This window comes from Actinacidiphila glaucinigra (assembly GCF_035918135.1).
GTDB classification, from domain to species: Bacteria; Actinomycetota; Actinomycetes; order Streptomycetales; family Streptomycetaceae; genus Actinacidiphila; species Actinacidiphila glaucinigra.
This window is the reverse complement of sequence record NZ_CP109144.1, coordinates 5,079,649-5,098,016: the sequence shown is the minus strand read 5'-3', so window position 1 is coordinate 5,098,016 and position 18,368 is coordinate 5,079,649. Positions and strand designations below refer to the sequence as shown.

General features: G+C 73.1%; 18 protein-coding genes. 9 read left to right on the top strand and 9 right to left on the bottom strand.

What is annotated here, in order from left to right; genetic code table 11:
- Window positions 1–29: 29 nt before the first annotated feature.
- Entirely contained in the window at window positions 30–704 is a 675-nt protein-coding gene (locus tag OIE69_RS22900; protein ID WP_392567557.1) for a bifunctional DNA primase/polymerase, read from the bottom strand.
- A 259-nt stretch (window positions 705–963) separates the two neighbouring features.
- Here OIE69_RS22900 and OIE69_RS22895 point away from each other — a divergent pair, with 259 nt between their 5' ends.
- On the top strand, window positions 964–2,346 hold the full coding sequence (locus OIE69_RS22895; RefSeq protein WP_326575092.1) for a transcriptional regulator: 1,383 nt from the start codon (window positions 964–966) through the stop codon (window positions 2,344–2,346).
- A 205-nt stretch (window positions 2,347–2,551) separates the two neighbouring features.
- A complete protein-coding gene (locus tag OIE69_RS22890) occupies window positions 2,552–3,841 on the top strand; it encodes a hypothetical protein (protein WP_326575090.1) in 1,290 nt (429 codons plus the stop codon).
- Window positions 3,842–3,942: 101 nt separating this feature from the next.
- Here the strand turns inward: OIE69_RS22890 and OIE69_RS22885 are convergent, their stop codons facing one another.
- Window positions 3,943–5,172, bottom strand: a complete 1,230-nt coding sequence (locus OIE69_RS22885) for an ABC transporter substrate-binding protein (RefSeq protein WP_326575088.1) — start codon at window positions 5,170–5,172, stop codon at window positions 3,943–3,945.
- A gap of 205 nt (window positions 5,173–5,377) precedes the next feature.
- On the opposite strand from OIE69_RS22885, the gene OIE69_RS22880 reads away from it, so the two are divergent.
- Together OIE69_RS22880 and purU are read left to right on the top strand one after the other, a co-directional pair.
- Window positions 5,378–5,824, top strand: coding sequence for an SCO4402 family protein (locus OIE69_RS22880; protein ID WP_326581366.1), 447 nt, complete (start codon window positions 5,378–5,380; stop codon window positions 5,822–5,824).
- Between the two features lie 132 nt (window positions 5,825–5,956).
- Window positions 5,957–6,829 carry a formyltetrahydrofolate deformylase gene (gene purU / locus OIE69_RS22875; RefSeq protein WP_326575086.1) on the top strand — a complete coding sequence of 291 codons (873 nt, stop codon included), beginning with the start codon at window positions 5,957–5,959 and terminating at the stop codon, window positions 6,827–6,829.
- 30 nt (window positions 6,830–6,859) lie between these two features.
- On the opposite strand, the gene OIE69_RS22870 is transcribed toward purU, so the two are convergent.
- Window positions 6,860–7,735 carry an alpha/beta fold hydrolase gene (locus OIE69_RS22870; RefSeq protein ID WP_326575084.1) on the bottom strand — a complete coding sequence of 292 codons (876 nt, stop codon included), beginning with the start codon at window positions 7,733–7,735 and terminating at the stop codon, window positions 6,860–6,862.
- 453 nt (window positions 7,736–8,188) lie between these two features.
- Complete coding sequence (locus tag OIE69_RS22865) at window positions 8,189–8,881, bottom strand: metal-dependent transcriptional regulator (protein ID WP_326575082.1); 693 nt, start codon at window positions 8,879–8,881, stop codon at window positions 8,189–8,191.
- 111 nt (window positions 8,882–8,992) lie between these two features.
- On the opposite strand from OIE69_RS22865, the gene OIE69_RS22860 reads away from it, so the two are divergent.
- Entirely contained in the window at window positions 8,993–9,742 is a 750-nt protein-coding gene (locus OIE69_RS22860) for an SIS domain-containing protein (RefSeq protein ID WP_326575080.1), read from the top strand.
- A gap of 8 nt (window positions 9,743–9,750) precedes the next feature.
- On the opposite strand, the gene OIE69_RS22855 is transcribed toward OIE69_RS22860, so the two are convergent.
- Window positions 9,751–11,067 carry a PAS domain-containing protein gene (locus OIE69_RS22855; protein WP_326575078.1) on the bottom strand — a complete coding sequence of 439 codons (1,317 nt, stop codon included), beginning with the start codon at window positions 11,065–11,067 and terminating at the stop codon, window positions 9,751–9,753.
- A gap of 416 nt (window positions 11,068–11,483) precedes the next feature.
- A complete protein-coding gene (gene pdxH / locus OIE69_RS22850) occupies window positions 11,484–12,107 on the bottom strand; it encodes a pyridoxamine 5'-phosphate oxidase (protein WP_326581364.1) in 624 nt (207 codons plus the stop codon).
- A 284-nt stretch (window positions 12,108–12,391) separates the two neighbouring features.
- Between pdxH and OIE69_RS22845 the strand changes: the two genes are divergently transcribed.
- Window positions 12,392–13,492 (top strand): citrate synthase 2, encoded by a 1,101-nt coding sequence (locus tag OIE69_RS22845; protein WP_089222704.1) that lies wholly within the window; start codon window positions 12,392–12,394, stop codon window positions 13,490–13,492.
- A gap of 24 nt (window positions 13,493–13,516) precedes the next feature.
- Window positions 13,517–14,086: an RNA 2',3'-cyclic phosphodiesterase gene (gene thpR / locus OIE69_RS22840; RefSeq protein WP_326575074.1), complete on the top strand. Its 570-nt coding sequence runs from the start codon at window positions 13,517–13,519 to the stop codon at window positions 14,084–14,086.
- A 152-nt stretch (window positions 14,087–14,238) separates the two neighbouring features.
- On the opposite strand, the gene OIE69_RS22835 is transcribed toward thpR, so the two are convergent.
- From OIE69_RS22835 to OIE69_RS22825, 3 genes are all read right to left on the bottom strand, one after another.
- A complete protein-coding gene (locus OIE69_RS22835; RefSeq protein ID WP_326575072.1) occupies window positions 14,239–14,658 on the bottom strand; it encodes a CBS domain-containing protein in 420 nt (139 codons plus the stop codon).
- Window positions 14,659–14,726: 68 nt separating this feature from the next.
- Complete coding sequence (locus tag OIE69_RS22830) at window positions 14,727–15,722, bottom strand: aldo/keto reductase (RefSeq protein WP_326575070.1); 996 nt, start codon at window positions 15,720–15,722, stop codon at window positions 14,727–14,729.
- 34 nt (window positions 15,723–15,756) lie between these two features.
- Window positions 15,757–16,449: a GDSL-type esterase/lipase family protein gene (locus tag OIE69_RS22825; protein ID WP_326581362.1), complete on the bottom strand. Its 693-nt coding sequence runs from the start codon at window positions 16,447–16,449 to the stop codon at window positions 15,757–15,759.
- Between the two features lie 242 nt (window positions 16,450–16,691).
- Here OIE69_RS22825 and OIE69_RS22820 point away from each other — a divergent pair, with 242 nt between their 5' ends.
- Both OIE69_RS22820 and OIE69_RS22815 read left to right on the top strand, forming a co-directional pair.
- A complete protein-coding gene (locus tag OIE69_RS22820) occupies window positions 16,692–17,297 on the top strand; it encodes a mycothiol-dependent nitroreductase Rv2466c family protein (RefSeq protein ID WP_326575068.1) in 606 nt (201 codons plus the stop codon).
- Between the two features lie 25 nt (window positions 17,298–17,322).
- Window positions 17,323–18,339, top strand: coding sequence for a hypothetical protein (locus OIE69_RS22815; RefSeq protein WP_326575066.1), 1,017 nt, complete (start codon window positions 17,323–17,325; stop codon window positions 18,337–18,339).
- Window positions 18,340–18,368: the final 29 nt, after the last annotated feature.

Below are 18,368 nucleotides of genomic sequence, written 5' to 3'. Positions count from 1 at the left end.
CAGCCTATGCCGAGGGGGGTGTGGCCCGGCTAGCGTCCGCAGGCATACGCGAGGGGGGAGATCAGCTCCTCGGTGTCCGGCAGCCACCGGTTGAGGGCGGTGGGCTTGCGCACCCACTGCACGACACCGCTCGTGCCGAGCCTGGTGGGCGGAGCCGGGACCCAGTCGCCGTCGCCGCGCACCACCAGGTCGAGCGAGGAGGGCGCCCAGCCGAGCCGGCGCAGCAGGTCCGGCACCTTGACGGCGGCCCCGGGCAGCACGAGGAAGATCATCCGGCGGGACGGGGTCCCGAGCACCGGGCCGAGCGGCAGTTCCATGCGCTCCATACGGGCCAGCGCGAGGCAGCCGGCGTCCTCCGGGACGTCGATCGCGTCGAAGGTGCGTCCGGTGGGGAGGAGGACCGACGCATGGGGCTGCCGCTGCCACATCCTGCGCACCGCGGGACCGCTCCCGCTGGCCTCGCCGACCCAGCCCGGTCCGGACGGGTGCGCCCCGGGAGCCGGGCAGGCGGTGTCACCGCAGGAACAGCGCGGACCACCGCGGCCGGAGATGCCGGAAGTCCCGAAGGGGGAGGCGTCCTCGACGAGCCAGGCACCGGGCAGCACGTCCCAGTGCCGCTCCTCCGCGTACCCGACGGCGGCGTCGAGGAGTTGGCCGGCGTTCCGCCGCGGGGCTGCGATGGTGTGTTCCACGGTGTCTTCCACGACCTTCACAACTGCACTGCCCTGCGCGGGTTACGGGCTGTGACGTCCCGGCCTCGCGGCTCATGCCGGGCGCACGGGAGCACAGGCGGGGGCGCGCGGTGGGGGAGGTCCGGCATCCGGGTAGTCACCCTTGGGTGTGTAAGCATGCATCCCTCCGTAAATTATGTCGTTTGCGGGGCATTTGAGTGGCGCGTACCGGGAAGGGATCTTCGGGAAGGGATCTTGAGGTCCCGAAAGCGGCAGCTGTGAGGGGGAGCCCATGGCCGCACGACCGCTCGTCGCCCGCCAGCCGAACGAACGGCTGCAGGCACTGATCCAGGAGGCAGGCTGCTCCAACGCCGGATTGGCCCGCCGGGTCAACATGTGCGGCGCGGAGCACGGCCTCGACCTGCGTTACGACAAGACCTCCGTGGCCCGCTGGCTACGCGGCCAGCAACCGAGGGGCCGGGCCCCGGCGATCATCGCCGAGGCCATCGGCCGCAAGCTCGGCCGCACGGTCACCATCGACGAGATCGGCATGGCCAACGGCAAGAACCTGGCCACCGGCGTCGGCCTGCACTTCTCGCCCACCGTGCTCGGCGCGATCGAGCAGGTCTGCGAGTTGTGGCGGAGCGACGTCGGCCGCCGGGACTTCCTCACCGGCTCCAGCGTGGCGGCCTCGGCCCTGGTCGAGCCCAGCCGGGACTGGCTGATCACCCGGGCCGACACGCAGGTCGCGCGCGCCGGCGGGCAGCGCGTCGGCATGTCCGACGTCGAGGCGGTACGGGCCACGACCCGGGCGCTGAACGAACTCGACCACCGCTTCGGCAGCGGTCATGTGCGCCCGGTGGTGGTGCACTACCTCAACAGCGTGGTCTCCGGGCTGCTCGCCGGCTCCTACCGGGAGGCGACGGGGCGTCAGCTCTTCTCCGCCGTCGCCCGGCTGACCGAACTCGCCGGCTACATGGCCGTCGACACCGGCCAGCCCGGCCTGGCGCAGCGCTACTACATCCAGGCGCTGCGGCTGGCCCAGGCGGCGGGCGACCGCGCCTACGGGGGCTACGTCCTGGCCGCGGGGATGAGCCACCTCGCCGCGCAGCTCGGCACCCCGCGCGAGATCGCCCAACTCGCCCGCGCCGCACAGGAGGGCGCCCGCGGACAGGTCACCGCCACCGCGCAGGCCATGTTCCACGCGGCGGAGGCCCGCGGCCACGCGCTGATGGGAGACGCGCGGGCCTGCGGCGCCGCCGCGGGACAGGCCGTGGAGGCGCTGGAGCGTTCCGAACCGGGCGACGACCCCGACTGGATCCGGCACTTCGGCCCGGCCTACCTCGCCGACGAGCTCGCCCACTGCCACCGCGACCTCAACCAGGCGCCGCAGGCGGTCCGCCGCGCCGAGGAGGCACTGGCCGGGCACGCCCCGGACAAGGCCCGCCGCCGCGCCATCGGCCTGCTGCTGCTCGCCCAGGCCCAGGTCCAGCAGCGGGAGGTCGAGCAGGCCTGCCACACCGGCGCCCAGGCCGTCGAACTGCTCGCCACGCTCCGCACGACCCGCGGCGCGGAGTACCTCGACGACCTCCGCCTGCGTCTGCAGCCGTACGCGGCGGAGAGCGCCGTCCGGGAGTTCGACGCCCGGCTGGAGGAGGAGGAACTGGCGGCGTGACGGCACGGGGGGACGGGGGCGTCGCGCGCCCCCGTCCGCCGAATCGTTATGGGAACGACATCAACCCAGCACCAGGGGCACCCTGTTCCGCGGCAGGGGGCGCCCCGGACCCCGCGGGACCGACCGCGGCGTGGTGACGTCCCGAGCAGACCCGGTAGCGTGAGCCGACGATTCCGTAGCGACGGAGAAGGCAGAGGTACCGGTGATGCACGGCGGACGCGGTGACGAGGCGTATCCGGAGGTGCACGAGGGCGTGGTGCTGCCCGCGGACGGGGGCATACCCGGCCCGGGAGCGACCGCGGCGTGGGGTACGGGCCCCGCGGCCGGGCAGCCGTGGGGCGAGCAGCCCCAGGCGTACAACCCCCCGCAGCAGTCCCTCCCGGACACCGACGCGACACAGCTGTTCCCGCCGTATCCGCAGGCCCGGCCGCCCATGCCGGCCCACGAGCCGCAGCAGCCCCCGGCGCCCCAGTTCCAGCCCGGCTCCGTGGCGGACGCCACACAGGTCTTTCCGCCGTACCCGACGCCCGAGGCCGCGTACGGCATGCACCCGGGCGCCGCGGACGCCACTCAGCACCTGCCGCGCTTCGAGGACGCGCAGGCCCCGCAGCAGGCCCCCGGCTACGGCTACCCGCACGAGCCGCAGGGCCACCAGGGCCACCAGGGCCACCAGGGCCACGACGGGATGCCCCCGGCGCAACAGCCCCACGACGACTTCGGGCACCTGTACCGCCAGGACGGCCCGCCCCCTCTGCAGCAGCCCGGCTACGCCGCTGCCCCGGACTACGCACAGCCCGCTTACGGGCAGCAGGGCCACGCGCCGCAGCCGTCCTACGGCTACGACGAGCCCGCACCGACCCGCCGCAAGCTCACCCCTGCCGCGCTGATCGGCATCGTCGTCGGCGGCTGCGCCGTCGCGGGCCTCCTGGCGGGTGCCCTGATGAGCGGCGGGGACGACGACCCGGCCGCGGCCCAGTCCCCGGCGCCCTCGTCGAGCGCCTCCGCTCCGGCCTCCTCCGGTGGAGGCGGCCAGGAAGCGGCGGAGAAGCAGGCCAAGGGACTGGAGGCGCTGCTCAAGACGAGCGGCAGCAACCGCACCTCGGTGATCAACGCGGTCGAGAGCATCAAGGGCTGCCGCAACCTGGACGGGGCGGCCGCCGACCTGCGGGCCGCCGCTCAGCAGCGCAACGACCTGATGACGCAGCTGAAGTCGCTGCCGGTGGACAAGCTCTCCGACCACCAGGCCCTCACCGACGCCCTCAACAAGGCGTGGACGGCCTCCGCGGCCGCCGACAACCACTACGCGGCCTGGGCCGACCAGCTCAAGGGCAGCAGGAAGCTCTGCCGTCACGGCCAGGCGCGCCACACCGACCAGTACGCGGCGGGCAACACCCAGAGCGGCACCGCCTCGCAGGCCAAGACGAGCGCGGCCGCGCTGTGGAACCCCATAGCCAAGAAGTACGGGCTGACGCAGCACCAGGGCGGTCAGCTCTGAGGCGAACTCCCCCGGAGGCACCGGAGCACCCCACGGCCGCGGCCGTCGGTGCCTCCGCCCGCCCGGCGGACTCCCGACGCCCGTGAAGGCCCGGGCGCCCGTCAGCCCGGGGCGTCCTCCAGGGTCTCCCTCACGTCCACGAAGCCCTTGTGCGCGGCGACGAGTCGGCCCTTCTCCACCCTCTGGAAGGTGACCCAGCCGTTGACCAGGCGCGGCTGTTCGATGACGGCGGCGGCGTCCTGCTCCCGCCAGCCGAGCGCGGGCGTGAGGCCGTCGGTGGAGACGTCGTGCGCCGCGTCCAGCGCCTGCCTCAGCGTCGGGGCCGTGATCGCCTGGTCCTTGCCCATCTTCTCGATGACCGCGGTGAGGGCGGTGTAGGCGATCCACGTGGTCTGCACGCCCGGGTCGTTCGGGTCGATGTCGTTGTCGCCGAAGGCGTACCTCTTGATGGTGTTCCGCATCAGCGCCCAGCGGGAGTCGGAGGCCGGCGGGTACCAGCCGGTGATGTAGGCGCCCTCCAGCGGGCTGTTGCCGCCGCCGGTGCTGTCGAGGGTGGACTGCTGGACGCTGCCGAGGACGGAGGCGATCTGCGCCTTGGGACCCTCCTCGACGCCGGTGACCGGATCGGTGGTGGTCGTGCGGCGGAAGGCGTCGAAGAAGGTGGCGGTCTTGTCGCCGAGCGCGGCGCTCACGCAGTCGCCGGGCTTGTTGGCGCCGATCGCCTGCCGGGAGACCATGTTGTAGTCGGTGGCGTCCTCGGCGGCGCGCAGGTCGGTGGCACTGGTGCGGCCCGCGTCGCGCAGGCCGGCGTCGAGGAAGCGCGCGAAGATGTCGCCCGCGGCGGTGTCGGGGCGTATGAGGCTCACCTTGTCGCACTTGCCGGCCAGTTGACGGCCGGCACCGGCCATCAGCGCGGGCAGCCCGCCGTTGACGGGGTAGGAGAGCGGGCTCTCGAACTCGTCCTGGGTGATGCCGTAGCCGCCGAGGTACGGGATGCCCTCGGCCTCCAGCGTGGAGGTGAAGGCGGCGCCGTACTGGCTGTAGGAGCCGACGACGGCGACCGCGCCCTCGTCGGCGGCCCGCTCGGCGCAGTCGCCGGCGCCGAGCGAGTTGTTGTGGTCGTTGCAGGTGATGACCTTGAGCTCCCGGCCGCCGATGCCGCCGCGGGCGTTGACGTACTTGGCGTAGGTCTTGGCCATGGCCGGCATGCCCGGCATGTTGGTCGCGTCGGTGTTCTGCGGCGCCCACGTCATGACCACGATCGGGCCCGAGGTGCCGTCGGTCCCCCCGGGGAGCGTGCCGCACCCTGCCAGCAGTGCGACTCCGGCCATCGCGGACACAAAGGGAACAGCTCTGCGTGTACGGCAATCACTCATGGAATGGGAAGATTCCGCGCTTCCCGTAACGCAGGGGTGAACACGGAGGAACGGAGGGTCACCATCGGGTGAACAGAATGTGTGGAGTCGGGAGCACGTACGATCGTGCACTGTGCAGAGTACGGAGAAGTCTTCCCGCCGCGGCACCCGCTCCTCCACGATGGGGGGCATGCCGCTCAACGACATGCCCTGGTGGCGCTGGCGCGCGAACGTGCGCTCCGCGCTGCACATGATCAGCGACCCGGTGTTCCAGCGTGAGGTCTGGCTCGCGGGGCAGCCGGGCTACGGCGACGTGACCGACGCCGTCTACCGCCTGGTGGAGGACACCTGGCTGGACAACTGGTCGGCGGAGAAGTACGTCGGCACCGTCTTCCGGGACTCCCAGGAGGCCGCCCTGGTCGACGTGGCCGTGCTGCGGGTGCTGAAGATACTGCACCAGGTGGGTGCGGACGCCCCCGTCTCGGGGTACCTGGAGCACCACGCGTGGCCCGAGGCCGTGCGGGCCGCCCGCGAGGCGCACGTGCGGTTGGCGTCCGGGGACGGCGAGGACCCGGACACGCCGCCGCGCTCACTGGAAATCCTCAAGATCTACACACGCACGGCCTGAGTCGTCCGCGCCGCCGTCCGCGCCGCCGCCCGCGCCGCGGCGCGGGCGGGGGTGCCACCCGCGACGACATCCGGGGCGCCCGGCTGGCGGACGGCTTGGAACGGCACGGCGACTTTGTGCGACGCTAGCCCCGTGAACGCCGCCGAGGAGTCGCAGCCGCAGCAGTACATCCTCACCCTGTCGTGCCCCGACAAGGCGGGCATCGTGCACGCCGTGTCGAGCTACCTCTTCATGACCGGGTGCAACATCGAGGACAGCCAGCAGTTCGGCGACCACGACACGGGGCTGTTCTTCATGCGGGTGCACTTCTCCGCGGGCCACCCGGTCACCGCCGACAAGCTGCGGGCCAGTTTCGCGGCCGTCGCCGACGCCTACCGCATGGACTGGCAGATCACGCCCTCCGCCGAGCGGATGCGCATCATCCTCATGGTCAGCAAGTTCGGGCACTGCCTGAACGACCTGCTCTTCCGCACCAGTATCGGCGCGCTGCCGGTGGAGATCGCCGCCGTGGTCTCCAACCACACCGACTTCGCGGAGCTGACGGGCTCCTACGACGTTCCCTTCCACCACATCCCGGTGACGAAGGAGAACAAGGCCGAGGCCGAGGCGGAACTGCTCTCCCTGGTGGAGAAGGAGAACGTCCAACTGGTCGTCCTCGCCCGCTACATGCAGGTCCTGTCGGACCACCTCTGCAAGGAGCTGGCCGGCCGGATCATCAACATCCACCACTCCTTCCTGCCCAGCTTCAAGGGCGCCCGGCCCTACCACCAGGCCCACGCCCGCGGGGTGAAGCTGATCGGCGCGACGGCGCACTACGTCACCGCCGACCTCGACGAGGGCCCGATCATCGAGCAGGAGGTCGAGCGGGTGGGCCACGAGGTCAACCCGGAGCAACTGGTCGCCATCGGCCGCGACGTGGAGTGCCAGGCCCTGGCGCGCGCCGTGAAGTGGCACAGCGAGCACCGCGTCCTGCTCAACGGCCGCCGCACGGTCGTCTTCGCCTGACGCCCCGCGGACGGGCCGACGCGGCGGGGTTCAGGCCTGGCACACCGGCAGACCGGCGACGTCCGCCAGGAAGGTCTCGACCGCCGCGTACCAGGCCTCGGGCTGGTCCCAGGGGACGAGGTGGCCGGCGTCGGGGATCTCCGCGTACGAGCCCCGGGGCAGCACCCGCACCATCTCCTGGGCCTCGGCGCGGCCCAGCTCCCCGTCCCAGCCGCGCACGACGAGCGCGGGGCAGGACACCTGGGCCAGCTCGTCCCAGTGGGCGTCGTGGATCCAGGACTCCCGGGAGCGCAGCATGTGCCGCCGCTGGAACACCGGGCGCCAGCCGTCGGCGTGCTCCTCCATCACCTCGGCGAAGAACTCCCCGCGGGCCGGACGGGAGCCCTCCAGCCACGGATCCTCCTCGCCGAACCACCGGCGCACCGCGTCGGGGCCGGAGAACGGCAGCGGCCAGGCCCCGAACCACTCCTCCCAGTGGCGCTGGCTCGCCTCCCCGAGGGCCACCGCCCGCATGTCGCACAGGACCACGCCGCGCACCAGCGACGGTCGGCGCGCGGCGAGCTGCCAGGCCGTGAGGGCGCCCATGGAGTGCCCCACGACGGTGACCGGGGCGAGCCCCAGCTGTTCGACGACGGCGGCGGCGTCGGCCACATAGGCGTCCCGCGTGTAGGGCCCCTCGGGCTTGGCGCTGCGTCCGTGGCCGCGCTGGTCCAGGGCCACCACACGGTGGCGGGCCGCGAGCCTGCGGGCGGTGCCGGCCCACTGGGAGGCCCGTCCCATCAGGCCGTGCAGCAGCAGGACGGCGGGCCGCGGCGCCTCCTCGGGCGCCGCCCCGGACCCGTCGGCGTACTCCCACGCCGTGAGCGGGAGGCCGCCCGCTCCGGTGACTTCGACGCGCCTGGCCATGTGCCGCACCCCCTGGTACGTGACGTTCAGACCCCCACGCTATCGAAATCCTGTTCGATTCGCGTCTTCACGCGCGCAACACCGCTCTTTCGAGTGACAACGCTCAAGGATTGCCGGAGCGCGCCGAGGGGAGGACTTCAGCGGGGCGCGGTCCGGCGGGGAAGACGGGCAGCGGGGAGCCACCCGGACAGCTCGGGGATCCGGGTGGGCTCCACGGGGACCCAGGGGAGGGGACGGGGGAATCGGGGGAGGAAGGGACTCCGGCGCAAGGGGAGGCGCCGGGGTCCCTCGGACAACGAGACCGGCACCGGCACCGCCCGCGAACACGCCGGAACCCGGCCGCGGCCCGGCCGACCCGCGACGCGACACAGCGCGACGCAACGCAACCAACGCCACGCAACCAACACCACGGGACGCGACGCCGCGAAGATCCTTGAGAGCGGCCGACCGGCCCTACCGCTTGGCGACGAACACGTGCGACGCCGTCTCCGTGCTCAGCTCCGCCGCCTCGCCGCCGCTGCCGACCAGCACACCGCCCGCCGACGGGGTCACCGACACCACCGCGCCCGGCTGCACACCGGCCCGCCGCAGCGTGTACATCAGCTGGGCGTCCGTCTGGATCGGCTCGCCGATACGCCGCACGACCACGCTCGCACCCGCCTGGCCCGTCTCCAGGTCGGTCAGGCTGACCATGCCCTCGTCCAGGAACGGGTCCGCGCCGTCCTTCTCGCCCAGCTCCTCCAGGCCCGGGATCGGGTTGCCGTACGGGGACTCCGTGGGGTGCCGCAGCAGTTCGAGGACGCGGCGCTCGACCGCCTCGCTCATCACGTGCTCCCACCGGCACGCCTCGGCGTGCACGTGCTCCCACTCCAGCCCGATGACGTCGACCAGGAGGCACTCGGCCAGCCGGTGCTTGCGCATCACGCGCGTCGCGATCCGCCGGCCCTCGGCGGTCAGCTCCAGATGCCGGTCGCCCGCGACGTGCACCAGCCCGTCCCGCTCCATGCGCGCGACGGTCTGACTGACCGTCGGTCCGCTTTGGTCGAGCCGTTCGGCGATTCGGGCGCGCATGGGGACCACACCCTCCTCCTCCAGCTCAAGGATGGTGCGGAGATACATCTCCGTCGTGTCGATCAGTCCGGACATGCGTGCCCCTCGGTGGCTCGTACGTGGCCCTGGACTCAATTCTGACGCATGCGACCGACAACCGGGGCCCTGTGGTTGACAGGCGGACGCCGCGGCAGCACGGTTCTCGGCATGACCGATCTGGCCGCCACATATTTCGATGCCGCCATCGCACTGCTCAGGCGCGTGAGGGACGAGGAGTCCGCGGGGATCGAGGCGGCCGCGGCCGCGCTCGCGGACACCGTGGCGGCCGGGGGTCGGGTGTTCGCCTACGGCGCCGGGCACTCCTCGCTCCCCGCCCAGGACGTCGTCTACCGCGCGGGCGGCCTCGCCCTGGTGAACCTGCTGGCCGTGCCCGGCGCGGTCGGCGTGGACGTCGTCCCCGCCACGCTCGGCAGCGCGCTCGAACAGGTCGGCGGCCTGGCCCGGGTCGTACTGCGCAGCTCCCCCGCGCGGGCGGGCGACCTCCTGGTGATCATCTCCCTCTCCGGCCGCAACCCCCTCCCCGTGGAAATGGCGCAGGAGGCCAAGGCACTCGGGATGACGGTGATCGGCGTCACATCTGTGGCGTACGCCAAGGAGACGCACTCCCGGCACGCGAGCGGCACCTTCCTGAAGGACCACTGCGACGTCGTCGTCGACAGCAAGATCGCGCCGGGCGACGCGGAGCTGTCCGTACCGGGTGTCCCGGCGCCGTTCGGCCCGGCCTCCACCGTGGTGACGAGCGCGCTGATGCAGGCCGTCGTGGCAACGGCCGCGGCGGACCTGGCGGAGCGCGGCGTCACGCCGCCCATGCTCCGCTCGGGCAACGTCGACGGCGGCCACGAGTGGAACGCGAAGGTCTTCGAGGAGTACGCGGACCGGATCTTCTACCGCCGCTGAGCCCGCGGTCAGGCCCGCGGCGCCAGGTCGAGGCAGGCCGCCACCCGCAGCGCGACGTCCTCGGCGAAAGCGGCGTCCGCCCGGTCGAAGGGACGGCGGCCCGTGCCGCGCAGGAAGGTGAGCACGCCGAGCGTGCGGCCGCGGCTGCGGAGCACGGCGCACAGTCCGTGGACGGTGCCGTCGGGCCAGCGCCGGGCGGCGGCCCAGCTGTCGACCTGGGCCCGTGAGGCGGGCTCGGCGGCCGCCGCCCCGAAACCGGCCCGGACGGAGCCGGTGCGGGCGACCGCCTGCAGGGCCGGATGCCCCTCCCCGTACCGCACCGGGATGCCGCCCGACACCGGCAGGCAGGGTCCCGCGCCGCCGGAGGGCGTGGCGGCGGCCCTGACGAGGCGCGCCCCGTCGGGCGCCAGCACGTCGAGCAGCGCGTGCTCGGCGAACCCGGCGAGCGAGAAGTCCACGTAGCAGGTGGCCGCCTCCAGGGGCTCCTCGCACTCGGCGACGGCCAGCGCGGCGCGGTGCAGCTGGTTGCTGCGGAAGCGCAGCCGGGCCGCCTCCTGCTCGGCGACCTTGGTGTCGGTGACGTCATGGAAGAGCCACCCGACACCGAGCGGCACCGGCTCCTCCCCCAGCGGCGAGCCGAGCCGCACGAAACCGCTGCGCCAGCAGCAGCGCGTGCCCTCGTCCGCCCGCAGGCCCACCCACAGCTCGCTGGGCGCGGGGGGCGCGCCCTCGGCGAGCACGTGCTGCAGGGCGCTCTCCAGCTCCTCGACGCCCTGGTCGAGGAAGTCGCCCAGCGGCCGCCCGAGCGGCGCGTCCCGGCTGGTGCGCAGCGCGCGGGCGGCGTACGCGTTGACGACGACGGGACGCAGGTCGGCGTCGACGAGGACGACCCCGCACGGCGCGTCGTCGAAGAGCGCCTCGCTGAGGGCTATCGAGCGCTCCAGGTCGATCTGGGCGTGCACCTCGGAGAACGCGCAGTAGACCCCCGCGGGGCGCCCGTCGGAGCCGTGCACGGCGGCGGCCTGGGTCCGCACCAGCACCCGGCGGCCGTCCTTGGTCAGCAGCGCGAACTCGTGGACCTGGCGGCCGTCCGCGGCCATGGCGCCCAGCAGCCGCTCGCGCACCTCCTCGGCGTCGGCGGTGCGCGCGGCCCAGCCGGCGAAACCGCGCCGGCCGACGGCCTCCTCGGCCGTCCAGCCCAGGATGCGGGCGGCCTCGGAGTTCCAGTGCGTGATCACTCCGTCGCGGTCCAGGGCACAGAGTCCGGCCTCCATGCCGTCGAGGAGCGCGGCGAGCAGCTGCGGCGTCGCATCAAATGACTGCACGTCTGGACATTCAACCCCTGTGTGACCGGCGCCACAGGAACTTCACGAAATTGGGTGGCCGCGGTGCCGTGGTCCACGGGGCGGGAAAAAAACCACTTGTCGTCCCGCGGACCGTTTCCTAGGGTTGCGAGCACACACGAAGGGAGGTGGTCCGGAGAATGAGTTCCCATCGGACGCGTGAGGTGACTGCGGGCTGACGCCTGCGCTCCTCGCCTGCGCGCGATGTGCGTAGCGGGCCAATTCCATCGCAGTCACCCGACCCGCGGGCTCGTCGGATTCGTCCGGCCGATGCCCGGACGGTTCTCCGTCCGGGGAGCAGCCCGCGGGTCGCCTGCGTTCTCACCCGCAGACGCCCCCACCCGCCTCACCCGCCCTCGCCGGCCGGCACCCGGCCCAGAACCCGGCCCGGCCCGCGCTCAGGGCGACAGGCGCCGCACCGTCCAGCCGCCCTCCGCGGCCGTGTACACCAGCCGGTCGTGCAGGCGGTTCTCCCGCCCCTGCCAGAACTCCACGCTGCGCGCGACCACCCGGAAGCCTCCCCAGTGGGGCGGCACGGGCACGTCCGTGCCCTCGGGGTAGCGGGCCGCCAGCTCCTCGTAGCGGTGCTCCAGCTCCTCGCGCGCACCCACCACCGAGGACTGCTCACTCGCCCAGGCGCCGATCCGCGAGCCGTGCGGCCGGGTGCGGAAGTACGCCTCGGTCTCCTCGCGGGAGACGCGCTCGGCGGCGCCCGCCACGATCACCTGCCGCGCGATCGGGTGCCAGGGGAAGAGCAGCGAGGCATGGGGCCGCTCGGTGAGCTCGCGGCCCTTCCTGGAGCCGTAGTTGGTGAAGAAGACGAAGCCGCGGTGGTCGTAGCTCTTCAGCAGGACCGTCCGCGAGCTCGGCAGCCCGTCGGCCCCCGCGGTGGAGACCACCATGGCGTTGGGCTCGTCGACGCGGGCGTTGACGGCATCGGCGAACCAGTGCGCGAACTGCGTGTACGGGTCGCCGGCCAGCTCGGCCTCGGTCAGTCCGTGGGCGCGGTACTGCTTGCGCATGGCGGCGGGGTCGTGGTGGCTGTGCTGCACCCGCACATCTTGCAGCACGGCGGCGGCACCGTGTGCCGAACGGTGCGCCGGACGCCGCACGGGAGGTCCGCCGCAACATGTGCCGGACCTCACGCTTCACGTCACCTGCGGGAGGGGACAGACTTACAGGCCGGGTATCTGTGCCCTCTCGACATCGGGGGATATCGTGCGGGGCACCCAGTGCCGACCCCATGCCCCACCCCGTGTGCCACAAGCACCGATCGATCGTCGACCGCATCAAGAGGAGCCGCCTGATGTCCGACTTCGTACCCGGACTCGAGGGAGTCGTCGCCTTCGAGACGGAGATCGCCGAACCCGACAAGGAAGGCGGCGCCCTGCGCTACCGCGGGGTGGACATCGAGGACCTGGTGGGCCACGTGTCCTTCGGGAACGTGTGGGGCCTGCTGGTCGACGGTGCCTTCAACCCCGGCCTCCCGCCCGCCGAGCCCTTCCCGATCCCCGTGCACTCCGGCGACATCCGCGTCGACGTCCAGTCGGCGCTGGCGATGCTCGCGCCGGTGTGGGGTCTGCAGCCGCTGCTGGACATCGACGCCGAGCAGGCCCGCGAGGACCTGGCGCGCGCGGCCGTGATGGCGCTGTCGTACGTGGCGCAGTCGGCGCGCGGCCAGGGGCTGCCGATGGTGCCGCAGCGGGAGATCGACAAGGCGCAGTCGGTCGTCGAGCGCTTCATGATCCGCTGGCGCGGCGAGCCCGACCCGAAGCACGTCGCGGCCGTCGACGCCTACTGGACCTCCGCCGCCGAGCACGGCATGAACGCGTCCACCTTCACCGCCCGGGTGATCGCCTCCACCGGTGCCGACGTGGCCGCCGCGCTGTCCGGCGCGGTCGGCGCCATGTCCGGCCCGCTGCACGGCGGCGCGCCCTCGCGCGTGCTGGGGATGATCGAGGAGATCGAGCGCACCGGCGACGCCGAGGCGTACGTGAAGCAGGCCCTGGACAAGGGCGAGCGCCTGATGGGCTTCGGCCACCGCGTCTACCGTGCCGAGGACCCGCGGGCGCGGGTGCTGCGCCGTACGGCCAGGGAGCTGGGCGCCCCCCGCTACGAGATCGCGGAGGCGCTGGAGAAGGCCGCCCTGGAGGAGCTGCACTCCCGCCGCCCGGACCGCGTCCTGGCGACCAACGTGGAGTTCTGGGCCGCGATCATCCTGGACTTCGCCGAGGTCCCGGCCCACATGTTCACCTCGATGTTCAGCTGCGCCCGCACCGCGGGCTGGTCGGCGCACATCCTGGAGCAGAAGCGCACCGGCCGCCTGGTGCGCCCCTCGGCCCGCTACGTCGGCCCGGGCTCCCGCGACCCGCGCGAGGTCGAGGGCTACGCGGACATCGCACGCTAGTCCGGTGCGGTGCACCCTGGGGGCATGAGGCTGTTCGTGGCCGTCATGCCCCCCAGGTCCGCCCTCGCCGAACTGGGGGGCGCCGTGGACGCGCTCCGCGACCTGCCGGGCGCGGACGGGCTGCGGTGGACGGAGCGTGCCGGGTGGCACGTGACGCTGGCGTTCCTGGGCGAGGTGGACGAGGGCGTGCTGCCCGCCCTGGCCGAACGACTGGAGCGGGCGGCGCGACGCCACCCGCCCTGCCGGATCTCGCTGACCGGCGGGGGCCGCTTCGGGGACCGCACCCTGTGGGCCGGTCTGGACGGCGACGACCTGGGCCGCGCGGCCGCGGCCGCGGAGGCCGCCGCCCGGCGGGCGGGCGTCCACCACGAGGACGGGCACGGCCGCTTCCACGCCCACCTCACGCTCGCCCGGCAGCGCGCCGGGCGCACCAGGGTGGGCCTGCGGCCCTTCACGGAAGCCCTCACGCGGTTCGCGGGGACACCGTGGACGGCGGCGGCGATCTCCCTGGTGCGGAGCCATCCGCCCGCACCCGGGGTGCCGGGGGCCCAGCCGCGCTACGAGACGGTGCGGACCTGCCCGCTGGGGCACTGAGGCCGCCCCGTTAACCTCGATGCGTGGACCCGAAGACCCGTACCCGAGTAATGACCGCCGCCCTCGCCCTGCTGGTGGTCGTGGTGATCGTCGGCACGTTCGTGCGCGGCTAGCGGGCCGGGCGACCGGACGGCCGGAGGGGGCCGGGCGCCTCAGGCGCCGGCGTACACCCTCTCGACGAACTCCGCGACCTGTTCGTCGGTGAGGTGGCGGGCCAGGTCGGCCTCGGTGATGATGCCGATCAGCTTCTTGTCCTCGACGACCGGGAGCCGCTTGATGCGGTGCGACTCCATCTCGGTCAGGACGTCGGAGACGTCGGCGTCGGCGTCGATCCAGCGGGGGGTCCCCTCGCACAGGTCGCCGCAGGTCACCTTGGAGGGGTCGCGTCCGGCGGCGATGCACTTGGTGACGATGTCCCGGTCGGTGATGATGCCGCACATCCGGTCGTTCACGTCGTGGACCGGCAGCGCGCCGACGTTGAGCTCGCGCATCAGCTGCGCGGCCCGGTCGAGAGTCTCGGTCGCCGGTATCGCACGGGCGCCGGGATGCATGATCTCTTTGGCTGTGGTCATACCCTCATCGTGCGCCCGACCGGGTGAATCTGCGACCGGGCGCACGACGGGGCGGGGACCGCGGACGCCTACCAGGCGAAGGCCTCCGGGGACGGGCCCGGACCGGGGAAGATCTCGTCCAGCTCGGCGAGCAGCTCCGCGGGCAGTTCCAGTTCCACCGCGCGCAGCGCGGAGTCCAGCTGCTCGCGGGTGCGCGGGCCGACGATCGGGCCGGTGATGCCGGGACGGCCCAGCAGCCAGGCCAGGGCGACGTCACCGGGCTGCAGGCCGGCCTTGTCGACCGCGTCCTCGTACCGCTGCACCTGCTCGCGCAGGGCGCTGTCCTTCAGCGAGTCGGCGCTGCGGCCGGAGGTGGAACGGGAGCCGCCGCCCTCGCGCTCCTTGCGCAGCGCGCCGCCCAGCAGGCCGCCGTGGAGCGGCGACCAGGGGATGACGCCGAGGCCGTACTCCTGCGCGGCCGGGATGACCTCCATCTCGGCGCGGCGCTCGACCAGGTTGTACAGGCACTGCTCGCTGACCAGACCCAGCGAGTGGCGCCTTGCGGCGGCCTCGTTGGCCTTGGCGATGCCCCAGCCGGAGAAGTTGGACGACCCGGCGTAGAGCACCTTGCCCTGCTGCACCAGGACGTCGATCGCCTGCCAGATCTCCTCCCACGGCGTCGCGCGGTCGATGTGGTGGAACTGGTAGACGTCGATGTGGTCGGTGCCCAGGCGCTTCAGGCTCGCCTCGGCGGCACGTCGGATGTTGAGCGCGGAGAGCTTGTCGTCGTTCGGCCAGGGGGTGCCGTCGGCGCCCATGTTGCCGTAGACCTTGGTCGCCAGGACGGTCTTGTCACGGCGGCCGCCGCCCTTGGCGAACCAGCTGCCGATGATCTCCTCGGTGCGGCCCTTGTTCTCGCCCCAGCCGTAGACGTTGGCCGTGTCGAAGAAGTTGACGCCCGCGTCGAGCGCGGCGTCCATGATGGCGTGGCTGTCGGCCTCGTCCGTCTGCGGGCCGAAGTTCATCGTTCCCAGTACGAGCCGGCTGACCTTGAGTCCGGTGCGTCCGAGCTGTGTGTACTCCATGGGACACAAGCCAAGCCGTTGGAGTGCGCTCGAATCAAGCGGAGTTGAGGGGGTGTCGGTAGGGCGCCCCCAGGCCCCACGCCTGGTGCGCGGCGTCGGCGAACGCGGCGGCCAGCCGGTGCTCCCCGGAGGCGTTGGGGTGGGTGCCGTCGTAGGTGTCCCGGGCGATGTCGTACCCGGCCGGGCGGGAGGCCAGCAGCAGCGGCGAGGCCGGGGTGCCCAGGTCCGCGACCGCCTTGGCCAGGCGGGTGTTGAACTCCTCGCACTGCGAACCGAATCCGGGGTCCTGGTCGCAGCGCGAGTTGGGTATGACGGGCAGCAGCACCGCGGCGACCCGGGGGTTGGCGGCCCGCGCCCGCGCGACGAACAGCCGCACGTTGGCCTCGGTCTGCCCGGGGTTGGTGTAGAAGCCGAGGTCGATCAGGCCGAGCGACACCAGCAGCACGTCGGGACGGTGCTCCCGCACGGCGCCCTCGATCAGCGGTGCCATGTGCAGCCATCCCTCGCCCCAGCCCGCGAGGTGGCGGCGCGCGGAGACGGGGAAGTCGGGGTCGGCGTAGTGCTGGGAGACGGCCGCGTCGGCCGCGGGGTCGTACAGCGCGGTCCGCGGGCCGACGATCGCGAAGTCCTCGCCCTCCGTGCCCAGCGACCGCAGGTGCCGCCACATGCGGTAGCGCCAGGTGTGCTCCCCCGCGCTGCCGATGGTCATCGAGTCGCCGACGAACATCCACGCCGTGCGGCGTCCGGGCGTGCGGCGGGGCCCGTCACCGGGGCCGTGGGGAGCACTGGACATGGAGGGGATCTTAGGGCCCGGGGGCCCGTCGGCAGGGCCCTGACCTCGGGACCGACGGTGTTAGGACCGTCACTGCCGAGGGGCCGGCGCGCACGGCCCGCCCGGGGGATTGGCCCAGTGCCGTCACTCTCGAATGGCCCTGCTGAGCGGGCCGTTCCGTTCCTAGGGTGACGGGCATGACGCACTCGGTGGACTTCTACTTCGACCCCATCTGCCCCTTCGCCTGGATCACCTCCCGCTGGATCCTGGAGGTCGAGCGGGAACGCGAACTGCGCCTGCGCTTCCGGGTGATGAGCCTGTCCGTGCTCAACGAGGGCCGCGAGGGCCTGCCCGAGCGCTACGAGCGGCTGCTGAGCACCGGCTGGGGCCCGGTGCGGGTCTGCGTCGCCGCCTCCCGGCATCACGGGGAGCATGTGCTGCGCGAGCTGTACACGGCGCTCGGCACCCGGCTGCATGTGCAGGACCGTCCGGCCACGGACGAGGTGCTGCGCGAGGCGCTGGCGGAGGCGGGCCTGCCGCCGGAGCTGGCGGAGGCCGCGGGCGGCACCGCCTACGACGAGGAGCTGCGCCGGAGCCACCACGAGGGCATGGACCCGGTCGGGGAGGAGGTCGGCACGCCCACCCTGCACATCGACGGGGCGGCCTTCTTCGGCCCCGTCCTCACCTCGATCCCGCGCGGCGAGGAGGCGGCGCGGCTCTTCGACGGGGTGCGGGCGCTGGCCGGCCACGCCGCCTTCTTCGAGCTGAAGCGCAGCCGCACCGGCGGCCTCGACTTCGCCTGAGCCGCCGACCTGGCAGGCTTGGCGCATGCGCCCACTGTTCGCCGCGGCCGCGGCCTCCGTCCTCGTCATGGGTCCCCTGGTCGGCACCGCGGCCGCCGACGACGGGGAGTCAGTGGCCTTCACGATGTCGGACCCGCGGATCACCGAGTCGAGCGGCCTGGTCGCCAGCCGTCTCCACAAGGGCGTCTACTGGACGCACAACGACAGCGACGACGGCCCGTACGTCTACGCCGTCGACTCCGCGACGGGAAAGACGGTCGCCACCGTCACCCTGCGCGGCGTGGGCAGCCCGCGCGACGTCGAGGCGATCTCGATGGGCCCGGACGGCGCCCTCTACGTCGGCGACATCGGCGACAACCTCGACGGCTCCTGGCCGCACGTGTGGATCTACCGCTTCCCGGAACCGAAGCGGCTGGCGGACCGGACGGTGACCGCGACGCAGTTCACCGTCACGTACGACAAGGGCCCGCGCAACGCCGAGGCGATGATGGTCGACCCGAAGTCCGGGCGGGTGTACATCGCGAGCAAGAACGAGGACGGCGGCAGCCTCTACGAGGGCCCGGCGAAGCTCTCCGCGAGCGGCACCAACGTCTTCCGGCGGATCGCGGACATCCCGTTGTGGATCACCGACGGCGCCTTCTCCCCGGACGGCAGCCGGCTGGTGCTGCGCGGCTACTTCGGCGCCCTGATGTACCGCTGGTCCGACGGCACGGCGCGCCGGATCGACCAGATGCACGTGCCGCTGCAGCGGCAGGGCGAGTCCGTCGCCTTCACCCCGGACGGCCGGACCCTGATGTACGGCAGCGAGGGCACGGACAGCGAGGTCTGGCGCTCGCCGCTGAGTGGGGAGGACCTGCCGGAAGCCGCCCGCCGTGAGGCCCCCTCCTCGCCCGGATCCTCGGGAAGCTCCTCGGCGGACGCCGCGGGTTCCGGCGCGGACGAGCCCGGTTCGACCCGGCAGTTCACGCTGGGCGCCGTCACCCTGGCCGCGATCGCCGCGCTGCTGATCGGGGTGCGCCGGCTGCTGCGCCGGGAGCGCTGAGGCGCCGCGGGAACGCCGACGGGCGGGGC